At 36.4% G+C, this 21790-nt stretch carries 18 protein-coding genes; 6 read left to right on the top strand and 12 right to left on the bottom strand.

The window, feature by feature from the left end; translation table 11 throughout:
- Window positions 1–11 precede the first annotated feature (11 nt).
- From KHA93_RS03230 to KHA93_RS03215, 4 genes are all read right to left on the bottom strand, one after another.
- Window positions 12–2042, bottom strand: coding sequence for a sensor domain-containing protein (locus KHA93_RS03230; protein ID WP_213109400.1), 2031 nt, complete (start codon window positions 2040–2042; stop codon window positions 12–14).
- A gap of 311 nt (window positions 2043–2353) precedes the next feature.
- On the bottom strand, window positions 2354–2725 hold the full coding sequence (locus tag KHA93_RS03225; RefSeq protein ID WP_213109399.1) for a YisL family protein: 372 nt from the start codon (window positions 2723–2725) through the stop codon (window positions 2354–2356).
- A gap of 86 nt (window positions 2726–2811) precedes the next feature.
- Complete coding sequence (locus KHA93_RS03220) at window positions 2812–3708, bottom strand: fumarylacetoacetate hydrolase family protein (protein WP_213109398.1); 897 nt, start codon at window positions 3706–3708, stop codon at window positions 2812–2814.
- Window positions 3689–4888, bottom strand: coding sequence for a DUF418 domain-containing protein (locus tag KHA93_RS03215; RefSeq protein ID WP_213109397.1), 1200 nt, complete (start codon window positions 4886–4888; stop codon window positions 3689–3691). The genes KHA93_RS03220 and KHA93_RS03215 overlap by 20 nt, the downstream gene beginning before the upstream one ends.
- Before the next feature lie 172 nt (window positions 4889–5060).
- Here KHA93_RS03215 and KHA93_RS03210 point away from each other — a divergent pair, with 172 nt between their 5' ends.
- The 6 genes from KHA93_RS03210 (at window position 5061) to KHA93_RS03185 (ending at window position 7025) form a co-directional block, all read left to right on the top strand.
- Complete coding sequence (locus KHA93_RS03210; protein ID WP_213109396.1) at window positions 5061–5282, top strand: spore germination protein; 222 nt, start codon at window positions 5061–5063, stop codon at window positions 5280–5282.
- 80 nt (window positions 5283–5362) lie between these two features.
- Window positions 5363–5584 (top strand): spore germination protein GerPB, encoded by a 222-nt coding sequence (locus tag KHA93_RS03205; protein ID WP_213112752.1) that lies wholly within the window; start codon window positions 5363–5365, stop codon window positions 5582–5584.
- 20 nt (window positions 5585–5604) lie between these two features.
- Window positions 5605–6207: a spore germination protein GerPC gene (gene gerPC, locus KHA93_RS03200; RefSeq protein ID WP_213109395.1), complete on the top strand. Its 603-nt coding sequence runs from the start codon at window positions 5605–5607 to the stop codon at window positions 6205–6207.
- Window positions 6208–6212: 5 nt separating this feature from the next.
- On the top strand, window positions 6213–6389 hold the full coding sequence (locus KHA93_RS03195; protein WP_213109394.1) for a spore gernimation protein GerPD: 177 nt from the start codon (window positions 6213–6215) through the stop codon (window positions 6387–6389).
- A 5-nt stretch (window positions 6390–6394) separates the two neighbouring features.
- A complete protein-coding gene (locus KHA93_RS03190) occupies window positions 6395–6802 on the top strand; it encodes a spore germination protein GerPE (protein WP_213109393.1) in 408 nt (135 codons plus the stop codon).
- A gap of 4 nt (window positions 6803–6806) precedes the next feature.
- On the top strand, window positions 6807–7025 hold the full coding sequence (locus tag KHA93_RS03185) for a spore germination protein (RefSeq protein ID WP_213109392.1): 219 nt from the start codon (window positions 6807–6809) through the stop codon (window positions 7023–7025).
- A gap of 47 nt (window positions 7026–7072) precedes the next feature.
- Here KHA93_RS03185 and addA read toward each other — a convergent pair whose 3' ends face one another.
- The 8 genes from addA to KHA93_RS03145 all read right to left on the bottom strand — a co-directional run bounded on the left by addA (window position 7073) and on the right by KHA93_RS03145 (window position 21695).
- On the bottom strand, window positions 7073–10822 hold the full coding sequence (gene addA, locus KHA93_RS03180; RefSeq protein WP_213109391.1) for a helicase-exonuclease AddAB subunit AddA: 3750 nt from the start codon (window positions 10820–10822) through the stop codon (window positions 7073–7075).
- Window positions 10800–14315, bottom strand: coding sequence for a helicase-exonuclease AddAB subunit AddB (addB, locus tag KHA93_RS03175; protein ID WP_213109390.1), 3516 nt, complete (start codon window positions 14313–14315; stop codon window positions 10800–10802). The genes addA and addB overlap by 23 nt, the downstream gene beginning before the upstream one ends.
- A 173-nt stretch (window positions 14316–14488) precedes the next feature.
- Window positions 14489–15097 (bottom strand): TVP38/TMEM64 family protein, encoded by a 609-nt coding sequence (locus KHA93_RS03170; RefSeq protein WP_213112751.1) that lies wholly within the window; start codon window positions 15095–15097, stop codon window positions 14489–14491.
- A 185-nt stretch (window positions 15098–15282) separates the two neighbouring features.
- Complete coding sequence (locus KHA93_RS03165; protein ID WP_233711028.1) at window positions 15283–16365, bottom strand: Gfo/Idh/MocA family protein; 1083 nt, start codon at window positions 16363–16365, stop codon at window positions 15283–15285.
- 73 nt (window positions 16366–16438) lie between these two features.
- Window positions 16439–17236 carry an alpha/beta hydrolase gene (locus KHA93_RS03160; RefSeq protein WP_213109389.1) on the bottom strand — a complete coding sequence of 266 codons (798 nt, stop codon included), beginning with the start codon at window positions 17234–17236 and terminating at the stop codon, window positions 16439–16441.
- A gap of 21 nt (window positions 17237–17257) precedes the next feature.
- Window positions 17258–19495, bottom strand: a complete 2238-nt coding sequence (locus KHA93_RS03155) for a glycoside hydrolase family 3 protein (protein WP_213109388.1) — start codon at window positions 19493–19495, stop codon at window positions 17258–17260.
- Window positions 19496–19704: 209 nt separating this feature from the next.
- Window positions 19705–20526, bottom strand: coding sequence for a sugar phosphate isomerase/epimerase family protein (locus tag KHA93_RS03150; RefSeq protein ID WP_213109387.1), 822 nt, complete (start codon window positions 20524–20526; stop codon window positions 19705–19707).
- Window positions 20527–20564: 38 nt separating this feature from the next.
- A complete protein-coding gene (locus KHA93_RS03145; protein ID WP_213109386.1) occupies window positions 20565–21695 on the bottom strand; it encodes a Gfo/Idh/MocA family protein in 1131 nt (376 codons plus the stop codon).
- Window positions 21696–21790 lie beyond the last annotated feature (95 nt).

Here is a 21790-nt window from a genome sequence, read left to right as displayed (position 1 = left end):
AAAAACGTAGATTAATATAGCTTTGACAATAAATCCGTACTATAATACCATTCTTCGAACTTTTTTGGCGACATTGGTTTTTCGACAAAGTACCCTTGTATATAATCGCATTTTAATTTTTTTAATAAGGTTAGTTGTTCTTTCGTTTCGACTCCTTCAGCCACTACTTTTAAACCTAAACCATGCCCCATCGTCATAATAGCATTTACAATGGCATACTCCCTGGAGTCAGTTTTAAAATGATTGATAAAGGAACGATCTATTTTCAATCGATGAATAGGCAATTGTTTTAAATAGCTTAATGATGAATATCCGGTTCCGAAGTCGTCGATCGATATATTCACGCCTAATTCATTTAGAATTTGCATCGTATTGATGGCTTCCATCGTATGATTGAGCATCGCACTTTCAGTCAATTCTAAATGTAAAAATTTTGCTTCTAGTCCTGAGTAATCAAGTGCCTTTTTAACCTCTTCAATAAAATGTTTATTCTGGAATTGAAAAGCAGAAACATTAACTGAAACACTTAAATGTTCTATTCCTTTTTCTTGCCATTCTTTAATTTGTTTACAAGCATTGTTCAAAACCCAATTGCCGAATGTGTGAATTAATCCGATTTCTTCTGCAATCGGTATAAATTGAATTGGCGGGATTAATCCATATTCCGGATGATCCCATCTAAGCAACGCTTCACAAGTAGAAAGTTTACCTGTCTTAGTATTAATAATAGGCTGATAGGCTATATAAAGCTCATTATTTTCAAGCGCCTTCCTTAAACTACGTTCAATCTCAATTCGCTGCCACGTTTCTTTATTCATTTCACCAGCGAAAAATACAATCGAACTTCCACCTTGTTGTTTAGCGTGATTTAATGCTGCATCTGCATTTTTCATCAGTTCAACATTATCACTGCCGTCCGAAGGATAAGTACTAATCCCGATACTTGCTGATACATACAGTTCCTGATTCTCAAAGTGTAACGGCATTTGAATGGATTGTAATAATTCTTGTCCAATTTGCATCACTGCCTCAGGGTCAGTTCCATCTGGCATGATAATAGAAAATTTATCACCACTAAATCTACCTAAATATGTGCCTTTTGGAATCACTGAAAATATTCTTTTTGCGACTATCTTTAATACTTTATCTCCAGACTTGTGACCAAGCATATCATTTATCGTTTTAAATCGATCTAAATCTAGAAATATAATTAAAAATTCACTATTTGCTTTTTTTGCCTTTTTAATTCTTTTTTGAAGAATCTCATCGAATTTCATACGATTTGGGAGCTTTGTATCTGCATCGTAATACGCGATTCTCTCCATCTTTTTTTCGATTTTTCGTTGTTTAGTAATATTGCGCCCAATAACAAAGATTTCTACCGTCTTGTCCTGAACATTGATTGGAATCATATGCATGATAAAAGTAGCTAAATCACCTGTTTTAACAATAAGATTTAGTTCAAATTGGACAGTGATTCCACGAACTGCTTTTATGAAATATCGTTTAATCGGTACATCTTTTGAAGAAACGTATGTAAGTGCAGATTCACCTTTTAACTCCTCTATTCCTAGTCCAAATGTATCCTTAAATGCAGTATTCACACTTGTAAAACACCCATTTAAATCCGTTGTAAAGATGATATCAGGCATATTTTCAACAATAGAAAAAAAGTATTCTTTTATTTCATTATATTTTTTTGAAAGGTTGATATATTGGTTCGTTGTAATATTAAGCATGTCAGCCATTGCTGAGTCATTTTCTATATGATTTTCTTTATTCTGATTGAACGATTCAGTAATAGATCCATAGCGATTAAATGTCAATGAAGCTTCTTCTTTATTAAAAGAATGGACTGTTATAAACACGGAATTCGGCAAAAAATTTAATAGAAATCTTTTTAATTGATTGATTTCTGTACTTTTCCAATCTGGTAAAGAAGCTTTTATGACATATAGTTCATTACTAGCGAAATTTTGCGTGTTCATAAAATCGAGCAAATCATTTTTGTCTTTATATGTATAGGTATATGATTTAATCAAATTGCCCTTCACCACCGCTATCTCATTTCGACATTTTTAGTCATTATCTTTAACTTTATTTTAATGAACAATTGCTTGAAAGTCATCTAGAAAAGCGCAAGTGAACAAACTTCATGACTAAGCCTTAACACAATGAGCCTGTAAGTCGAACTGTTGTTGATTTATAAGTAAAAGGAGATGAAGTATGCTGCTCACTTGGCGCCGGAACTAGACATAACAATCTTTATTAACAATATTACTTTTTCAAACCCAAAAGAAAAATGTAAAAACCAAATACAAAGGTTTTTACATTTTCTTAATACGACTCTTTATTAAGCAAACCAATTCCAATTTAGCGGGAGTCTTGCACCTAAATAAAATGTTATTAAGAACGAAACAATCAATAGCAACCAGAATATCCCAGTATTTTTATCGCGCTTTAAGCGAACCAGAATCATTTCCATCATCGCTATAACAATCAATCCGAAAAGAAACTTCATTCCATATAAGGCAGGATCGAAACTACTATGTCTTACAAATAATATGACTCCTGTAGTAATTATTAGTAAATAAAAAACTCTCAATATCATTTGTACAATTTTTGTCGCTTTTTTATTTCCAGCTTTATGTAACATTACGGCAACTATAAATAAAATAATTGCAATTGCCCAAGTCGTAATATGTGCGTGTGTGTTATCAAACATATATACTTTCCTCCTTCATTTATTGTGAGATAGCATATTTTCTCTAATCTTACCATATTTTTCTTGAACTCCACAGTATAGATGAACTATTTCACAATATTGTTCAATTTACCTATACCCTCTACTTCAATCTCAATTACATCCCCATGTTTTAAAAATCTTGGCGGTTTAAAGCCTTTTCCTACTCCAGCTGGTGTTCCGGTGGCAATAATATCCCCAGGCTCGAGCGTCATCCCTTGTGATAAGACGGATATGACTTCTTCAACAGGAAAAATAAAATGTTCAGTATTTGAATTCTGACGAATTTCTCCATTAACCTTTGTTGTTATATTTAAATGGTTTGGATTGCTAATTGTATCTTTATGGACAATCCATGGACCCATTGGGCATGAGGAGTCGAGACTTTTTCCAATGAAAAATTGCTTATGGCGTTGTTGGATATCCCTTGCCGTTACATCGTTCAAAATAGTATAGCCAAATACGTAGTCCAGTGCATCTTGTTGTGAAATTTTCTTTCCTTTTTTGCCAATGATGACTGCTAATTCACCTTCATAGTCTAATTGGTCTGTAATATCTACGTGAGCATCGATTGGATCATTATGTCCGATCACTGTTGTTGGGGCCTTAGTAAACACCATAACATGTTCTGGAATATCAGCTTCACTTCCCATTTCAATAGCGTGTTCACGATAGTTTTTACCGACACACATTATATTTTTTGACGGTTTTGGAATCGGAGCCAGCCATGTGATGTCAGAAAAAGGTAGTAAATACGATTCATTTTCCGTATTTTTTCCCCATTTCAATAACTTTTCAATATTTATTAAGAACTGCTCCCCTTCTTCAATCCCTTCGATTAAGGATGATGGGCATGATAATCCACTATCTTTGGAAATGGAAATAATGTCCCAAACACTCGAATTTTCATCATCCACTACACCAAAACGAACTTCATCTTTCAGCTTAAACGATATGAATTTCATTTTTCCCACCCCGTCCTTTCTTTTGTCTTCCGTAAGTTAGTAGTCTCCACAATTTTTCTACTGGTCCATATCTAAACTTCGATAGCCATATTTCCGCAAGGATTACTTGTATAACGTAAATGGCTAGCGCAAGTAAAGTTCCTGTAGCCATAGAAACTTGACCGTATAGCCCTAATCCATAATTATAAAATATTAAGGTCCCTATAATGGACTGAGATAAGTAAATGGTAATAGACATCCTGCCCGCAGAGGCAAATGGTTTTAATAATTTTACAAAAGGTCTGTACGACATAAGTAGCACAATGATAGCTACATATGCTATTCCTAACAATGGTCCTCCAATCATGTCTTGGATACTTTGAATGCTGATGGTTGGTCCAATTAAAAATGGCAGTAATTTTACAAAAAGCGCTATAGGCAAACTTGTCAAAAGAATGATCATCCATTTTTTCCTTTGATCGTTAGCCTTTTGCAGCCATTCCATTTTAGCTGCTCCTGCACCAATCATCATTAAAGGCAGTATCATAAACAGATATAGAAAAAATCCGCCCGGTCCATTATTCATTGACCAATCCGAGATACGTTGCATCGTGATTTCCCAAAACGTTCCATTTGCATATATTTCTGCCGACTGTTGAAGATTCACAATATCGATGTAATCAGAAAGCGAATCTGAACCAAATAAAGTTGCAAGCATGATTAAACCACTTAAAAAGAGCTGTGGTAATAGGTACAGGGCAACCCCAAGTCCCATTAACATTGGTCCTGACAATCTTAAAAATAACAATAAAATGAGTCCCATCGTCGCATATGTTATTAAAATGTCACCGTACCAAATTAAAAAAGCGTGAAGGATTCCAAACAATAACAAAACAATTAATCGTCTAACGCTAATTTTCCAAAAGGAAAAGCCTTTCTTCTTTATGCGATCTTGCATAATGACCATTCCATAACCAAACATCATGGCAAAAATCGGATAAAAGCTCGCTTGAACGAATATATCCAGCCACATATATACCGTTGCGTCATCATATTGCCACCATTCATACGGATTATAATATCCGAAAGGAGAATGAAAGCTAATCATGTTAACTAGTAAAATTCCAAGTAACGAAAAACCTCTCAACACATCAAGTGAATGAATCCGCTCTTCTGGGCGGATTGGTGTAAAACTTTGCATAAATCCTTTCTCCCCCACGTCCCTTTTTTATCCTCATAGTATCGATTTCATTCTTTTACATTTTAACCGCTAGGCGATTTAATCACAAATCCTTTTGCTTTTTCATAAGATACAGTGATGAATTATTACTAATTGGATAAAATATTTTTATTTATAAAGGATGTGAACGGCGATGCCAGCTTTTGTAGGAGCCGTTCAAGTTGTTAATATTGCTTCTTCAGGTGTCTTTAACATAGGAGATGTATTCCAAATCCACCCTATATCATCCACAAAAGTTTTTGCAGGAGCGGGATCATTTAATACGGCCGATCAAGTAAAAGTCATTAATGAATTATCATCTACTAACACGTTTGATGCAGATGTAATCGATCAAGGAATAGGATTTACTTTATAAGAATTAGACCTAACAATAGGAAGTATGCTATTCGATGGCTTTATGCAAGACTAGGATTCTTCCAATGGGAGGGACCAACACTGATTATCAATGTTCAACAATCAATTAATATCCACATGTTAAAAATTGGAGGAATGACAAACTCCTCTGTCTTACAAATCGGAACAACAGGAATTATTACAGAAGCTTCCAATTTATTTAATACGGGAGGTTTTACAGGTGCTGCCCCTTCTGCTATTGCAGAAGCAAAAACAGAGGCGCTTGGTGAAGCAGTAGAGCACCCGATCCTGGTACCACTATAAATTAATAAGGCGGAGATGACATGGATTTAAAATTATATCTTAAACAATTAAATGAATATGTCGCTTGGCAACAACAGGAAATCAATCAGCTGCAAACAACCATGGCACAATTATCCGCGGACGTTCAAAAATTAAAAGAAAAACCTTCAATAACAGTAGAGAGGCTTGAATACAAATTCGATCAATTAAAAGTGGAAAAATTGGATGGCACATTAAATATCGGGCTAAATCCAGCAGATCTAAATAATATTGAAGATTTTTCCGCCGTACCTAGTATGAGGAATGAAAAAGCGCCAGAAGAAGATCAGCAAATGAAAACAGAACTCCTTGAAAAATTGAATCAATATGTTGATCAACAGCTAGATAAGATTATTCACGAATCAGAAAACCAAATTGGTATTCAGTTGGAGGAATCCTACTTCAATTTAATAAAAGAAGATATACGTAAACAATTGCCAACGCGTGCCGAACATTATCTTCATTTTTTTAGTACTAGAACAAATGAAGATATAACGAGTGAACAGCTTTTTGAAAAAATGTACAGAACAATCATTGCTGATATTAATAATGGTGTACACACCTTCATTGCACAAATGCCTCGAGATAGAAAGGAAGGAAAATAATCATCATGGAGCTCAATGTCATAAATCGGGAATTAAACGTAGGCGAAATACATGTAATCGGGATAACGACTTCCTCTTTACTTTTAGTGGGTGATGCGAACACAATTCAACTTGCCTCTACATTTGACACACCTGCTGAATCTTTAATCATCGGACCATTCGTCCCACTTTCTGTGGGGTAAAACAAATGTGGGGACGAAATTCCGTTGTTCAGCATATACTTGTTTATAGCATTCTTTCAAACGGAGTATTGGAAATAGGTGATACTGTACAATTACGTCCATTTTCGCAGGCTCTTGCAGTCCAACGACAACAAGAAATATACTTTGGTAAGGAAGCAAACTACCATCCGCGAATTTTTTCAGAGCCTATTCCCATCCCAACATTCCTAATTCCTCCGCCTTATATTAGAAAATATCACGAAAAGCCAAATATAAGTGTAGGAAGGATCTGGATAAAAGGGATATCTGCGTCAGGAGTTGTGCATATTGGAAATACCGAAAACGTCCATGCAGAATCAAGGATAGACCATATACGGCAGCTATCTGGTCAAGCGATCCGTCCTAGAACAAAAGTAGAGGTGCGAAGGGACTGATTATATGCCGGCTTTAATAGGAGCAACTCAAATTATTAACGTTACTGGAGGGGTTGTTCATTTTGGAGATGTCGCTGTCATTTCTCCGAAAAGTGCTACCAAGACATTTGAAGGATCAGGTGCAGGTAATGTCGGTGGGATTGTCGTTACGCTTAACGGTTTTAGTGTAAATCCTACTATTGATTCAAACTTAATAGATCAACCAACGATTGGTAATAATTAAAGGCTGGTCCAATTTATGGTCCAGCCTTTTTTATCCTATACTAAGAATTATAACTTCAAAAATTCTCCACCATCAAAGAAATATAAATACTTTCCTATGACTGGTTTATCCCATATTTCAATAATGGCTCGTCCATAAAGACTCAATTGTGTTTCATAACGTCTAGAAAGTATTCTTTTTGCCTGTTGAAATCCGTTTGGAAATCTACCTTGAATGACATCAGTTTTATAATCTAGTAGAATGACCCCATCTTTTTCTTCAATAATACAATCAATAATACCTTGAACAAGGACGTTTTCATCAAAACCATCCCAATCTGAATAGACTTCTTGTGCGGGGAGACCCAAAGTAAAGGGAACTTCACGATGAACCTTTTTAGCTGAAATCATTCTTTGTCCAATCTCGCTTTCAAAAAAATGAACAATTTGGTCACATGAAACAACCTCTGCTTGTTCTATTGTAATGATTTCTTTTTCGATTAAGTCCTCTAATAACATTTCCACTGAAAATAATGTCGGCTGCTCATCTAGCGGAATATGCTGCATAACCGTATGCATCGCGGTTCCCCGTTCTGCAGGTGAAAGGACTCCACGTTCAATCATAAATTTTGGTCGATCGTATTGCTGAGGTACATTTTTTTGAATGATCTGTGTTCCACTTGCTTCATCTCTCATTTCAAACATTCTTTTAATCTCGGATACAGATTGTTTTGACATCCTTTTGGTTGATTGAGGATAGGCATATTCCCATGAAAGTCGTGAAAAAACCTCTTGTTTATTCTCCGATTCACTTTCGATTATATTTCCTTTTTTAACAGATTCCTGCCAATCATAATCGATGTGTTGTTGGTTTTTTATGTCTTCATCAAATTGATTTTGAGATAAAACTGAAACTTTCCAGCGTGATGGGTGCTCCAATATTTCTTTAGCCACCTTCATTTCACTTACCTCTAGAATATTATCTCCATCTCGATGCCTGACAAGTGCTAAACCAATCCAATCGAGATAGGAATTCGCTTGTGCACGATCATGGTCTGATAGTAGCCACTCTGATTGGCTTGCCGCTTTCATCCATTTTTTCATTTCTTTTTCGATATTTTTTACTGACCCTACTAAAAAGAGTTTTTCTTTTGCCCTCGTCAATGCAACATATAGGACACGCATTTCTTCGGAAAGCATCTCCATTTTTTTCTTTCTTCTTAAAGCGAGCTGCGGAAGTGAAGAATAGGAAATACGCTTTTCCGGATTAACATATTTACACGCAAATCCGAATTCTTTATCAAACATATAACCACTGATTAAGTCCTTCATATTAAACTGCCTGCCGATTCCTGCTACAAAAACTACCGGAAACTCCAGTCCTTTACTAGAGTGAATCGTCATAATTCGAACAACATCTTCCTGTTCTCCAAGTGCTCTTGCAGCCCCTAAATCATTTCCTCTTTCACGCATTCTTTCAATAAAGCGTAAAAAACGAAATAATCCTCTAAATGATGTGTTTTCATATTGACGAGCACGGTCGTAAAAGGCTCGTAAATTCGCTTGTCTTTGTTTTCCCCCCGGAAGACCACCGACAAATTCATAAAATCCGGTATCACGATACAATTGCCATATCAATTCTGATAATGCGCCGCTTCTCGCCATTGTTCGCCATTCATGAAGTTGATTAATAAAGTGAGAAACCTGCTCCCATGCATAACTAAAGTCATGATCAGGCATATTTGCGATAAATGTTTTGACTGCTCCGTAGTAGCTTCCTCTCCTTGATTGTAAGCGTATATGGGCTAATTCCTCTTCTGATAAACCAATAATCGGGGACCTAAGAACCGCTGCAAATGGGATATCTTGATCAGGATTATCAATAATCTTCAGTAAAGACATCATAATTGATACTTCAGTTGCTTCAAAATATCCAGTAGACAAATTAACATGTGCCGGAATCCCTGCAAGCTTGAATTCTTCCATTATATCTGGAGCCCAACTAAGAGAACGTACTAGGATTACAACGTCCTTATAGCGAATTGGCCGCACATTCTTTGTTTTTAACTCATAAATTGGATTTTCCTCATCAATCATCCGTCTAATTTTTTCCGCCATATAGCGCGCTTCAAGCTTCGTCTGTTCTAACTCATTAAGGTCAAAAGCGTCTTCGCTCACTTCTTCTTGCAATAAATCTTTATCGGATTGATCGATGATACCAATTTCTATAGGAAAATCTTCTTCATTTGGATATCCCGATCCCTTCACTAACTCGGCATCTCGATTATATTCAATTTCACCGACCTTAGTACCCATTATTTGCTTAAAAATAAAGTTAACACCATCTAAGACTTCTGCTCGACTGCGAAAGTTACGGGAAAGGTCTATTCGGAGACCTGTATTTTCTCCTTCACTTGTAAAACGCAAGTATTTTCCGAGAAATAAAATCGGTTCAGCGAGACGAAAAAGATAGATCGATTGCTTAACATCACCAACCATAAAAAGATTCCCATCGGACTCACCATCTGCTGATACTAAATTAATAATGGTTTCTTGAACCATATTTGTATCTTGATATTCATCGACAAGCACTTCTCTAAACTGATTTCGATAGTTATGAGAGATTTCAGACGGGATGATATCGTTCGTGCCTTCTTTTCGATCGATTAAAACCTGCAGACATAAATGTTCAAGGTCTGAGAAATCGACTAATCCTCTATCTGCTTTTTCTTTCTCAAAAACATGTGAAAACTGTTTAACTACCTCAACTAAAGTAGCAAGAACTTGTTTCATTTCCTGCATATCTTTTAGGAACTTTTCGGGGGATTTAGAGAATAAATCTGCTGAAAGTTTGTCCAACATTCCCCGTGCAGTTTTTCTTAAATCATCTGCCTCTTTTATTAATGCAGGATCATATTCATCGCCTCTACATGTTTTCGCCCTAGAAAAGCTCCAGTCTTTCATCGTCTCATATAGAAAATCCCACCCTTTTACTGCTGAATCCTCCATCCTCTCTATTATAGAAAGATCGCTTAAATAATTTTCTGCGCGTGGAGCGGGTCCTCCTGGAGTCTTTGATATTTCTAACGCTTGCTGAAGCAATTCTTTTGCCCCAGATAATTGAAGTTGAATATCAAATTTTAAAATATCAATAAAAGGAAGGTTTTCAATTTTAGTGTTTTCTGTTACGTCATACATTTCTACGATTTGATCGAGCCACATAAATGGATTCGGATGGGAACGGGAAAAATCATACAGCTTAAGAACAAGCTCTTGAACCGCTCCATCATGTCGATCGTTTGAAAATGTATCGACAAACCGATAAAATGACTCATTCCCTTGTTTTCCGTATTCATTTTCGAAAAGTTCATCTATCACTTCATCCCGGAGAAGATCAGCCTCCGTTTGATCAGCAATTCGAAAACCTGGATCAATGTCTATCATATAATAATATTTTCGGACAACATCGAGACAAAAGGAGTGCAGAGTTGAGATGGAAGCACTGTTCAATAAACTGAGCTGTCTTCGTAAATGGGTTGATAAAGGATCTTCATCTATGGCCTTTTCAAGCGCTTCGCCAATCCGATGTCTCATCTCAGCGGCAGACGCATTTGTAAAAGTTACGACAAGTAATTCGTCAATATTTAGGGGATCCTCGACAGCTAATATTTTTTGAATAATCCGTTCTACAAGAACAGCTGTTTTTCCAGAGCCTGCAGCTGCTGCAACTAAAATATCTTGATCTTTGGCCATAATCGCTTTCCATTGATCATCTGTCCATGTTACATGCTCTGGCTTAATTGGAATGACTGTCTTCAAAACTAACAACCTCCTCTCTAATTTTTGCAAGTACATCAAGAGAGTTTTGCTGTGAAATGTTGCGGTAACCATTATTCTCTAATGATTGATCAAACTGGCATACTGATTTATATGAACAAAATTGGCAAGGAGTTCTGTCCCCTAGTTTATAAGGATCAATATGGATATCTCCTGAAATAATCCTATTTCCTGATTCTTGATATAGATTACGGACATAATGTCTTAATATTTTAAAATCCTCTACACTTGCAGAACTTTTTTGCGAATTTGCCGACAAACTTCCATCTTTATTGATGCTCGCTGAGATAATGTTTGAAGATCCTGTTTCTAAAGTATTGTCCATAAGACGAATGATATTGGAATCGCCAAGTAAAAGACCTTTCATTTTAAATTCCTTTAAAATTTCATTTTCAATATCTTCTAATGTCAATAATTTTTCATTATTAATCATTGGATTGTGGACATGAAAATATAAAACCCCAGCAGGTGTCGCTTCTGTACCTATTAACTTACTTGAATGTGTAATGATAATATCTAAATAAGTAAGCATTTGTAAGGCAAGACCATGATATACTTCATTCAAATCTAAAGCCCTCGAACTCGATTTATAATCAATAACTCGTAAATAAACCCCATCTTCATTTTCCGCTTTATCGACTCGATCGATTCGACCTTGAAGTTGCATTTTAGCACCGCTTTTCAACGTAAATGCTAGGGGAGGCAATTCATTAAACGGTCCAAAATCCAGTTCAAGTCCAATGGGTGTAAATCCACTTACTTTGGCGTGTCTGCTTAAGACGTAAGAAGCCCTTCCGATTATTTGCTCTAGTTTCCTCTTTATATAAAAATGCCGATTTGAGCTTAGAAGAATTTGATTTTGTAGTTTAGGAGCAAATTGTTCTATTGCCATTCTAGCAAGCCATTCGCATTGTTCTTTCGTTAGGCTTGACCATGTAAGGCCCTTTTGCAAGACTTCCTCTGAAATCCACTTAAGTGCAGCATGGAATAAATCTCCAATATGGGGCGCATCAAGCTTATAAATCTCCCTTTCGCGCAAGCGCAGACCGTGTGAAGTAAAGTGAGAAAATGGACATCCGTGAAAAAGCTCCATTCTTGAAACACTAGCAAGCATTTCATCTCCATACAATTCTTTACTCGTTATTTCAGAAAGTGTCTTCGTTTCATTTTTATAAAATAAACTTGAAAGAATCTTCAACGCTTTTTGCTTCTGTTTAGGATGTTCCAAATAAAAATTATAAACATCCCACCAAAAATCAGCGATAAGATATCCATGTGCTTTTAATTGCAATTGTGAAGTTAAATAGGCAATCGCTGTATTCGGATGTGATACATACTTTAATTGCTCGTCCATTAAAAGCTCACTAGGATCATTTACTTCTGCGATTTCTTCTATTTCCGGAAAAATTTCTTTCATTCTTTTAATATAAGGTGAAGGCAGTAACCCCTTCCCCTCATTATCTGCAAGTGGATAAGATAAATACAGACGCTCCTCTTGAACTGTAAAAGCTCTATAAGCTACAAAATCTTCATCTAACAACTTCTTCTTACCATCAGGTGCAAGCTGTAACCCAATAGCTTTTAATTCACTCCGATCTCCATCTGACAATGCACCATCTTCTGATTGCTTTGCTGGAAGGACACCATCATTTAATCCAACGACAAAGGAGGATTTAATATTAGAAAGTCGAGATATCTCCAAATCTGCAACAAAGACCTGATCAATTGCAGGTGGGATCAATGAAAATTTCGCTGCTTCTAATCCAGAATCGAGAATATCAATGAACGTTTCAATCGAAATCTGCTGCTCGCCCATTACTTCTACCAATTGATCGAGTATATCTATGACTGCATTCCAAGCTTGATCATATTCCCTGGCCAAGACCAATTGCCCTTTTTCTTCAGCAATATTACTTTTTTCTGCTAGCTTATTGGGAATATCTAATTCCTCCAAAGTTAAATACACGGCTTCACACAGTTCACGAACATTTTTAGCTTTTTTTATCCTTCGAGATAATCGTAAAATGGGAAATACAACTAGGTTTCGAGATTCATTTATTTCTGCTTCTATTTGCTTTTCAGCATCCGTTTGTGGCGAACCTTCATGTTCAAGTCCGAAGAAACGCTTGTAGCGCCAAGGTTTCTTTTCAATCCACCTATCACCCTTTATTCCTTGAGAAAGAATATAATTTTCGAGCCTATCCATCTGTTCTCTTAACATCTTTAAATCAGAGCCTAATGGAAAGAGTAAATCTGTTTTTATCGCACGAAATACAGGCTCATATCTCCAATTGGAACTAATGATATCTAGTACACTTCGTACAAGTTCGATTAGTGGATGATTCAACATCGATCTTTTTTGATCAAGAAAGAAAGGAATATCGTAATCGTGAAATACCGTTTCCATTATCTCGTGATATTCATGTCCATTTCGCATTAAGATGGCAATATCATTGTAACGATATCCATCCTCTTTAATGAGTCTTCGAATTTCTCGAGCGATGCTTTCCACCTCAGCCCGTCTATTTGCAGCTGCTCTAATTTCAATCGCTGGGACATGTTGATATGATTTGATAGGACGTTTTTCGAACCTCGCTTGTAAATACTGCAATCCTTCATCTTGAAATCTTGGCGTTTCAGCTAGAAACACATCCTCTTCAAGCAAAATACCGGCGTCTCTGGCCATTTCAAATAAATCCGAATACGTTTCTCCGGTTATTCTGAATAAATCCAAATCTTCAGGCTTCAGACCATGTTTATATGGACGATCCAAAACGAGAGCAATAGATACCCTTCTACAGTAGGTCATCAGTTGTTCAATAACTCTTTTTTCTTGTGGAGTAAAATTATGAAATCCATCTATATAAATTTCAGCATCTTTTAAATAACTGGAATTTTTTATGGAATCAGCTAGTAAATTCAAATAATCATTTGAATTAGTGTATTTTCCAACGAGTGTTTGTTCAAATTTATGATAAATTAGTTCAAGATCATGCAACTTGTCTGCAAGGGCTCTAGTAGATGATTTAAAAGAAAGCTCATTCTGTGTGTTATGGAGATCATCAGGTGTAATGCAATAATGCTTAAATTCTGTAAGCAATCTTTCAACATGCTCAATAAACCCTTTTTTATCAGCTGCTTTTTTAAAAAGCTTCAAATCATCTTTATGATCCTCGATGATTTTTCGAATTAACATGTTTAATCCAACACTGGAAATATGATTTCTACTCGCGCCTCCAGTCTCTTGGAGAATTCTCCATGCTAAACGTGTAAAACTAAACACCTGTGTCCGAATCATTCCCGATAAACCAGGAGTATTCACTAAACGATATTCCGATAAAAACGTCATTTGCTCCGGAACTATATAGAGAACAGGGTGACCATCAGGCTGTTTCATCAGTTTTTCTTTTATTTCATCTAGGAACAAAGCTGTCTTCCCTGTTCCCGACCGACCAATGACGAAACGAAGCGACAATTTTCTCAACCCCTTTATATGTACAATCTGTAACTATTATACCATATCGAACGTATATTCCCAAAAATCAAAAATGCATGCTTCGACTATTCGGATACTAATCTAAATCAGAAATTCTGCATATATCATTTTTGTCAAAAAATAAAAAAAGCCACCTGATATAAGGCAACTTTTCATCCTCGCGTATGGACTTTATTCTTCATTCTACTTTCAATATGCTTTCCAACATACCATAGAATGAAAATGATGATTAAGACGATCCCCGTACGAATTGGCTGTTTTATCAAAGAAACAATATCATACCCAATAAAGCTTAATATAAAGATCATAACAGCTTTTCCAGCAAAAACAGCCAGCATGTATTGATATATATTGATTTTCGAGAGTCCAGCAACAATATTGACAATTGCGGACGGTGTAAAAGGAAAACATAATAATAAAAATAAGGGGCCAAACCCTCGTCTTTCTAACCATTCCGTTAAGCTTTGGACTTTTTTATTTTTTTGCAAAAAATGAAATACTCGAGAATTTCCATATCTACGCACAAGTAAAAAAACAAAAAGTGCACCAAGTGAAGCTCCTAACCATGATAAGAAGAAGCCCCATCCTAAACCAAAAGCATTAGCGTTAGCCATAACAAAAAGAAATAGAGGTAAAAATGGAAGGAAGGCCTCTAATAAAGGTAATAGTATACCTGGAAGTGGGCCAAACGAGCGGTATTTATCAATTAAATCGACTACATTTTCTAATGTAAACCATTCTTTAATAGTGTATAAATCCATGGACATTCCCCAATTCATTCGAAAGGATAAAGAGTACCCTCTATCAAAATCATGTAAATTATAGCACAATAAATAGAAATAATGCTCCACCTTTATTACAGATTTACCAATATTGACTAGAATAATCATTTTTGAAAAAAAGAAAACAATCCTTCGTCATTCGGATTGTTTGTAAATACTCATTATTAATTGTTTTTCGTTTTTACAAGTTCATCTACAATCATTTTGAAAAGCTTGAGATCTTCTTTAAAATCTTCTGGTGTTGTTTTTGGTGTTTTCCCATGTATGACAACATCATACAAATATTCTAGTTCTTCTGTATAAGCATCTTTGAATGTAGGTCTAATTATTTTTTCTTCCAATTCTTCACCAACTGTTTCTTTAATGGAGAGAGTAGTAGGCAATTGACGAATATATGGTGTATTGTATTGAATTTTGATTTGTTTCGTATCTGAATAGACCTCTAAATGAGCATCAAATCTTCTTAGTCGATCTACACCTGTTTCAAAGGTCGTACAAAAACCATCATATTCAAAAATAGCACTTAAAAAACTTCCACCATTCCATTGTGTTGCTGATACTACACGAATAGGAAATCCAATCAATTCTCTCATTGCAGATAAATCATGACTGCTTAGACCACACAATAGTCGATAAGCACTTTGGATTTCATTTGGAACATTCCCAACCGCAGTATGAACCATTTTTTTAGCTCTTGCTGCACGATCTTTCGTAGCTTCATCACTTATATCATTAAAACGAAGTACATCATGGGATTGTTCTATAAATAAATGATTTTGTCCTATTATATCTCGTACTCTAGCATAATTGATTTTGTCTAATTTCTTTACTTCTTCTACACCTTGAATGAATGCTGGTGCGAATCGACGCATATAACCAACCATCACTTGAATACCATTTTTATTACGTGCTTCGATAATCTTATCAGCATCTTCCATATTTAAGCACATCGGCTTTTCAACAAATACATGCTTCTTATTTTCTGCAGCGGATACTACACAATCGGTATGGTATTCATCACTATTGAGGACAAATACTAAATCAAGATCCTCTTGTTTCGTTAACTCGATTGCATCTGTATATAGATTATTAACTTGATATTTTGCTCCGAGTTTTGTTAGTAATGATTCGGATATATCACAAAAGGCACTTAGTTCATATTTATGCGACAGCGCTTGCAAGATTGGCAAATGAATGATTTGTGCTACTTCTCCAAGTCCTATCATTCCTACTTTTAATTTTTTCATAATTATTATCATCCTCAATCCAAATTATCATTGGTAAATGAGGCAGCCATTAAAGCTGCCTCATTTACTAAATTTATGATAGAACCTTGTTAATATTTAGAGGTAGCCAGTCTAATACTCTCTGAATATTTGTATCCCAATATTGCCATTCATGTCCACCGGGACCTTCTTCGTATGTTAGTTCAACATCTAGTTCAGCTGCGTAATCTCTAAATTTCACATTATCCTCGTACAGAAAATCTTCCGTCCCACATGCAAGAAATAGTTTAGGCTTTAATCCGGTACTTTCAGACAATCTTTTAGTTAAAAAGAAAATATCATTTTCACTATTATCTACTTTTTCAGGATCGCCAAATACATTATCAAATAAGCCTCTTTCCCCTTTTTTAAGAGAACCGACTAAATCCACTGCCCCTGATAAGGAAGCTGCAGCGGCAAATCGCTCTGGATGTCTTAGTGCTAGCTTGAATGCTCCATAGCCACCCATTGATAAACCTGCCGCAAACGTATCCTCTCTCCTATCTGATATTGGAAATGCAGCTTGAATAAATTGAGGAAGCTCTTCGCTAATATATGTCCAATATTTATGCCCATGTACCATATCACTATAGGCGCTCATATCGGCATTTGGCATGACAACAGCGATTCCCTTATCTTCAGCATAACGTTCGATAGATGAAAGACGAAGCCAGCATGAATGATCATCTGTTGCACCATGCAATAAATAGAGAACTGGGAACTTTTTATGTTCATAGCTTAAGTCATTCATCGTTTCAAAGTCGATGCGATTCATACCCATCGGCAATATTATATTTACGGATGTTTGCATTAACAGAGCTTTTGATTTAAAGCTTAATTGGATAAGTGCCATTCTAATCCTCCTACTCTAATCCTACTTTTCTAGTTTTGCCTTTTTATATCTTTCCGTTCGATTATCATGTATAACTCCTTGCCAGTTAAGTCCGAAAGCAAAATCATATGTGTTTCCTTCAGAATCGATATGGCATTCCATATCATGTGGAACATCTTCAAATTGTTCTTCAACCGTTTTCATGTTTGCTGGCATTTGCATAGGAAGAAGTCCTGAGGGTTCACTTTTTCCACTGATGATGTCTAGTAACGCTTGATCCTGAACACCAAAATTCGAAATAATCGCATTTACATCTTTTTCAAATTCTTCAACTACAGCAGGTTTTGAAAGTAGAATCGAGACAATGACTGGTTTTCCTTTCATTGCTTTCTTCGTCTCTAAGACCAAATCAAGGTCTGTCGTATTTGGTGGAATGAACATCTTATTACGGTAATTTCTGTCAAGAACCTCTCGCGAATCACCTGTAATACTTTGTTCTCTTGCATGCTCCGCTTTATAAGGCTTGTATTGCAAGCTAATTGGAACATAACCAGTTTCTCCTGCTTCTAAATCCTCCCTACTGAAGCCAGCTCCTTCTGGATTTGAGATTGCAACAATCGCAAAGTCTGCTTCATCAGGATTATCCGTAACATTATAATAATTTTTTACGATATCTATATTTATTGGATATTCCAATCTTTCAGGTATGACATGTCCAAACCAGCTTCTGCCCTCAGCGATATATCTCTGAGGAATATAAACAGTCTTCCCTTTTTGAATTGGTAACAAATTTTCTTGATTTTTTAATAAAACAAGGGATTTTAGTTGTGCTTCATATCCCTTTTTCATGAAATTAGCATTACCAACTATCTCTGCACTTTTTTCAGAAACTAAATACGGATTTTCAAAGAGTCCTAATCTAAAAATATTTAATAGAAGTCGAACAGCCGACTCTTCAAAACGCTTTCGCATATACTCCTCGCCGTATTCTTCTACTCCCATTTGATATGCTTCAATAATAGGTCCTGCTTCATTATTCCCACCAAACTGATCAACACCAGCCATTAATACTTTATAATGGCGTTCTGCCACACTTAAGTGTTCTACACCCCAAGACTTTCCGGCAAAAATATCTACCGACTCAGGTTCATCTGCTGTTATCATCCAATCTGTACAAACAACGCCATCATAACCGTATTTTTGACGAAGTAGAGTTTGAATGATGTATTTATTATATGAATTCCCAACATTTTCATTGTTTTCCTCGTCTTGATTATATGAAATCGTGTAGTAAGGCATAACAGCTGATGCCATCTTTGTTTTACCAGATAATTTGAAGGCGCCTTCTGTGAACGGAATTAAATGTTCATTGAAATTATCTCCTGGATAAACCGCGTATTTCCCGTAGCCCCAGTGAGCATCTCTGCCAGCTTCGCCAGATCCCCCGCCAGGCCAATGTTTAACCATCGCGTTTACACTATCGTAGCCCCATCCATCCTTAATTTCATTTTCTCCATCTGATGTTTGGAAGCCATCAACATATGAACGTGCCAAATCCGTAGTAAGTTTTGGATCCTCCCCAAACGTTCCATTGAATCTCATCCATCTTGGATCTGTGGCAAGATCAATTTGCGGGGATAATGCTGTTGCGATTCCAAGAGCACGATATTCCTTCGAAGCGATTTCTCCAAATTCTTTTACAATCTCTGGATCGAATGTTGCAGCAAGTCCAAGTGTTTCAGGCCACATCGAAATAGCACCACCGGCACCAGCATTAAATTCAGCACTTGCAACTGAAGCATGCCGTGGATCCGAGCTATTATTGATTGGGATTCCTAGTCCAATCCCTTCTACAAGAGCTTGAGCATTATTATTCCATTTAGCTGCAACTTCAGGACTTTCCACTGTCGTAATCAATACGTGACGTAAATCATCGTTAATGAGAAAATCCTTTTGTTGATCAGATAAATCAGAAGGTTCCGCACCGCTTTCATCAAATGGTTTACCATCAAATGTTCCAGGGAAAAAGCCTTTTGATGCTGGAATGGCCTGATGGCTACTATATAGCATTAATCCCGCGATTTGTTCAATCGACATTTTGGAAGCCAAATCTTGTGCCCGTTCTTCAGGCGAAAGACGCCAATCTTCATATTTATCAAGTTTTCCATCTTTATTTAAATCTTTAAAATATTTTCCATCTATTTCAATTATCCCTACTCCAGATTCTGTTGAATATCCAAGTGTAGGTCCACCTTCATTTTTTACATATTTAGTAGACATAAATATACCCCTTTTTAAAGTAGCTCTGTTAAACTTGTAAGTTGATTTTCGCTCCAGTGTGCCGGGCGGCTATGGAGACTCCTCACCACCGTGTGCCTCCGGGGTCTCATTTGACCCGTTTTTCTCCTAGGAGTCACGAGCCTTCCGCTCAAACAATGGAAAAATCACAGTGAATTTAACAAGGCCTTTAAGTTATTTGGATTACCTGCCTATTCAACTAAACCAAGTTTTATAAGATTATCGTAACTTATTTTCAAGCTTTCAAATGGATCTCTATCACTCTCATCTTGCTCAACGATTAACCATTTCGTGCCGATTTCCTCCGCTACATTGGCGATCTCTTTGAAATCAAGTATCCCTTCACCAATTTCTGCAAATGGTTCCTTCACTCCTTGAGCAAAAAGTTCTTTTAAATCTAAAATACCTTCGCCAAACCCTTTAGAAATATCCTCTCCGCCTGCTTTCATATCCTTAATATGAAGAAGTGGGGCACGATTTTTTACATTTCGAAGGTATTGAACTGGATCTTCCCCTCCTCTTCTAATCCAATATGTATCTAATTCAGTTTGCACAAGCTCTGGGTCTGTTTCACGCAGTAAAATATCTAAGACGTATTCCCCATCTACTTTAAAGAATTCCCAATGGTGATTATGGTATAGGAACGTAACTCCACGTTGACGGAACCGTTCTCCGACCTCATTCATTTTTTTCGCTTTTTCCAATACATCTTCTTTGGATTTGAAAATCATAGATATCGCAACAAATTTTTCGGCATTCATTTCTTCAAGATAATCCGCAATTTTATCTACTTCAAAATCCAATGTATCGAATCCAGCATGTGTACCGATAACCTTTAGGCCTAAACCATCTAAAAGTGATTTTTGCTCTTGAATTGTCATACCTTCCGGCGGCAAACCAAGTTCAATTCCTTTATAACCAATTTCTGCAACCTTTTTAATAGACCCTATATAATCTTTACTCATAGCCTCACGAATGGTGTATGGTTGAACGCCTATAGGAAACTTTTTCATACAATAAACCTTCCTTCCAAAGTTTTTAATATACTATTTTATTTATCTAGCAAATTATCTTTAAGACCGAGTGGTAATGCAGCAGGACGGTCAATTGTTGATTGAATATGAACGTGTTTTTCGCTCTCTGATGCTTCGAAAATACCTAAGGAAATATCCAATATATGTCTGGCTAATTGACCACTTGCCCGATGTTTTCTACCTGATTGTATGGCATAAGCCATATCGGCAACTCCGATCCCCCTACTATCTTCATTAAAACCGTGGGTAAGCGGAATTGTTTTTGTTTCAAAATTTGGATATTGAATCGTTATATCCCCGATAAATCCTTGGATAGGTCCAAAAAAGTTCGGATCTGGCACGGTCAAATTACCTTTCGTTCCAAATATTTCTAGTCTTGGGCGATATCCAAAACTTTCTTTAGTTGCTTGAACATTTGCTACTACGCCACTATGAAAATCTAAAGTTGCTGCCACATTTGTTGGTGCTTCAACAGGGAATGTTTCTCCGAAGCGTGGTGACTTTTCATTCGTAATCGTAACTTCTTCATGAAGTTTTTGTGCAGAACCTGTTACTCTCTTTACAGGTCCCAGCATTGCTACTAGCGCTGTTAAATAGTACGGCCCCATATCCATAATGGGATCCCCACCGAGCTTTAGGAAGTTTTGAAAATTAGGGTGCATACCGTCCGCTGCATTTCCCATAATAATAGATGCATTTGCTGCATACGGTTGCCCAATTTCTCCATCTTCAATTAGCTTTAGACAAGTTTGAATACTCGCTCCTAAAAATGTGTCAGGCGCACAGCCTACAAGTAAACCTTTTGATTCTGCTAGATTCAGAACCTCATCAGCATCTTCACGATTAAGGGCAAACGGCTTTTCTGTATATACATGTTTCCCTGCGTTAAGCGCTTGCAAATTCACAGATGCATGAGCTACCGGAGCCGTTAAATTTAGGACAATCTCTACTTCAGGATTCGCCAACAATTCTTCTACTGAACATGAAGTAGGAACATTAAACTCCTCTGCACGTTTTGCTGCTAACTCCGGAACTAAGTCCGCAACTGCAACAACGTCTAAAACATTATTAAAAACCTGAGTGCAATTTTTAAGATATATTGCACTGATCATACCGCAGCCGATTACACCGACTTTAACTTTTCTCATCGCTTTACCTCCAACTTAATTAAAAATAAAAATCTCCATATTATATTAATTTTCTACAAATCTTTAAAGTCCTTTAAAATTTTAAAATTTTCTTA

It is taken from the genome of Lederbergia citrisecunda, assembly GCF_018343695.1.
In the GTDB taxonomy this organism is placed as follows: Bacteria; Bacillota; Bacilli; order Bacillales; family Bacillaceae_C; genus Lederbergia; species Lederbergia citrisecunda.
The sequence above is the reverse complement of the archived record's forward strand: the minus strand, read 5'-3'. Positions and strand labels throughout refer to the sequence as shown.

Excerpts from the sequence above, each read along its gene's own strand:
- KHA93_RS03220 (WP_213109398.1), bottom strand. The coding sequence starts at position 3,708 with ATGAAATTCATATCGTTTAAGCTGAAAGATGAAGTTCGTTTTGGTGTA.
- KHA93_RS03160 (WP_213109389.1), bottom strand. The coding sequence starts at position 17,236 with ATGGCACTTATCCAATTAAGCTTTAAATCAAAAGCTCTGTTAATGCAA.
- KHA93_RS03145 (WP_213109386.1), bottom strand. The coding sequence starts at position 21,695 with ATGAGAAAAGTTAAAGTCGGTGTAATCGGCTGCGGTATGATCAGTGCA.
- KHA93_RS03165 (WP_233711028.1), bottom strand. The coding sequence starts at position 16,365 with ATGAAAAAATTAAAAGTAGGAATGATAGGACTTGGAGAAGTAGCACAA.
- gerPC (WP_213109395.1), top strand. The coding sequence starts at position 5,605 with ATGGATTTAAAATTATATCTTAAACAATTAAATGAATATGTCGCTTGG.
- KHA93_RS03195 (WP_213109394.1), top strand. The coding sequence starts at position 6,213 with ATGGAGCTCAATGTCATAAATCGGGAATTAAACGTAGGCGAAATACAT.
- KHA93_RS03215 (WP_213109397.1), bottom strand. The coding sequence starts at position 4,888 with ATGCAAAGTTTTACACCAATCCGCCCAGAAGAGCGGATTCATTCACTT.
- KHA93_RS03190 (WP_213109393.1), top strand. The coding sequence starts at position 6,395 with ATGTGGGGACGAAATTCCGTTGTTCAGCATATACTTGTTTATAGCATT.
- KHA93_RS03225 (WP_213109399.1), bottom strand. The coding sequence starts at position 2,725 with ATGTTTGATAACACACACGCACATATTACGACTTGGGCAATTGCAATT.
- KHA93_RS03170 (WP_213112751.1), bottom strand. The coding sequence starts at position 15,097 with ATGGATTTATACACTATTAAAGAATGGTTTACATTAGAAAATGTAGTC.
- KHA93_RS03150 (WP_213109387.1), bottom strand. The coding sequence starts at position 20,526 with ATGAAAAAGTTTCCTATAGGCGTTCAACCATACACCATTCGTGAGGCT.
- KHA93_RS03185 (WP_213109392.1), top strand. The coding sequence starts at position 6,807 with ATGCCGGCTTTAATAGGAGCAACTCAAATTATTAACGTTACTGGAGGG.
- KHA93_RS03155 (WP_213109388.1), bottom strand. The coding sequence starts at position 19,495 with ATGTCTACTAAATATGTAAAAAATGAAGGTGGACCTACACTTGGATAT.
- KHA93_RS03210 (WP_213109396.1), top strand. The coding sequence starts at position 5,061 with ATGCCAGCTTTTGTAGGAGCCGTTCAAGTTGTTAATATTGCTTCTTCA.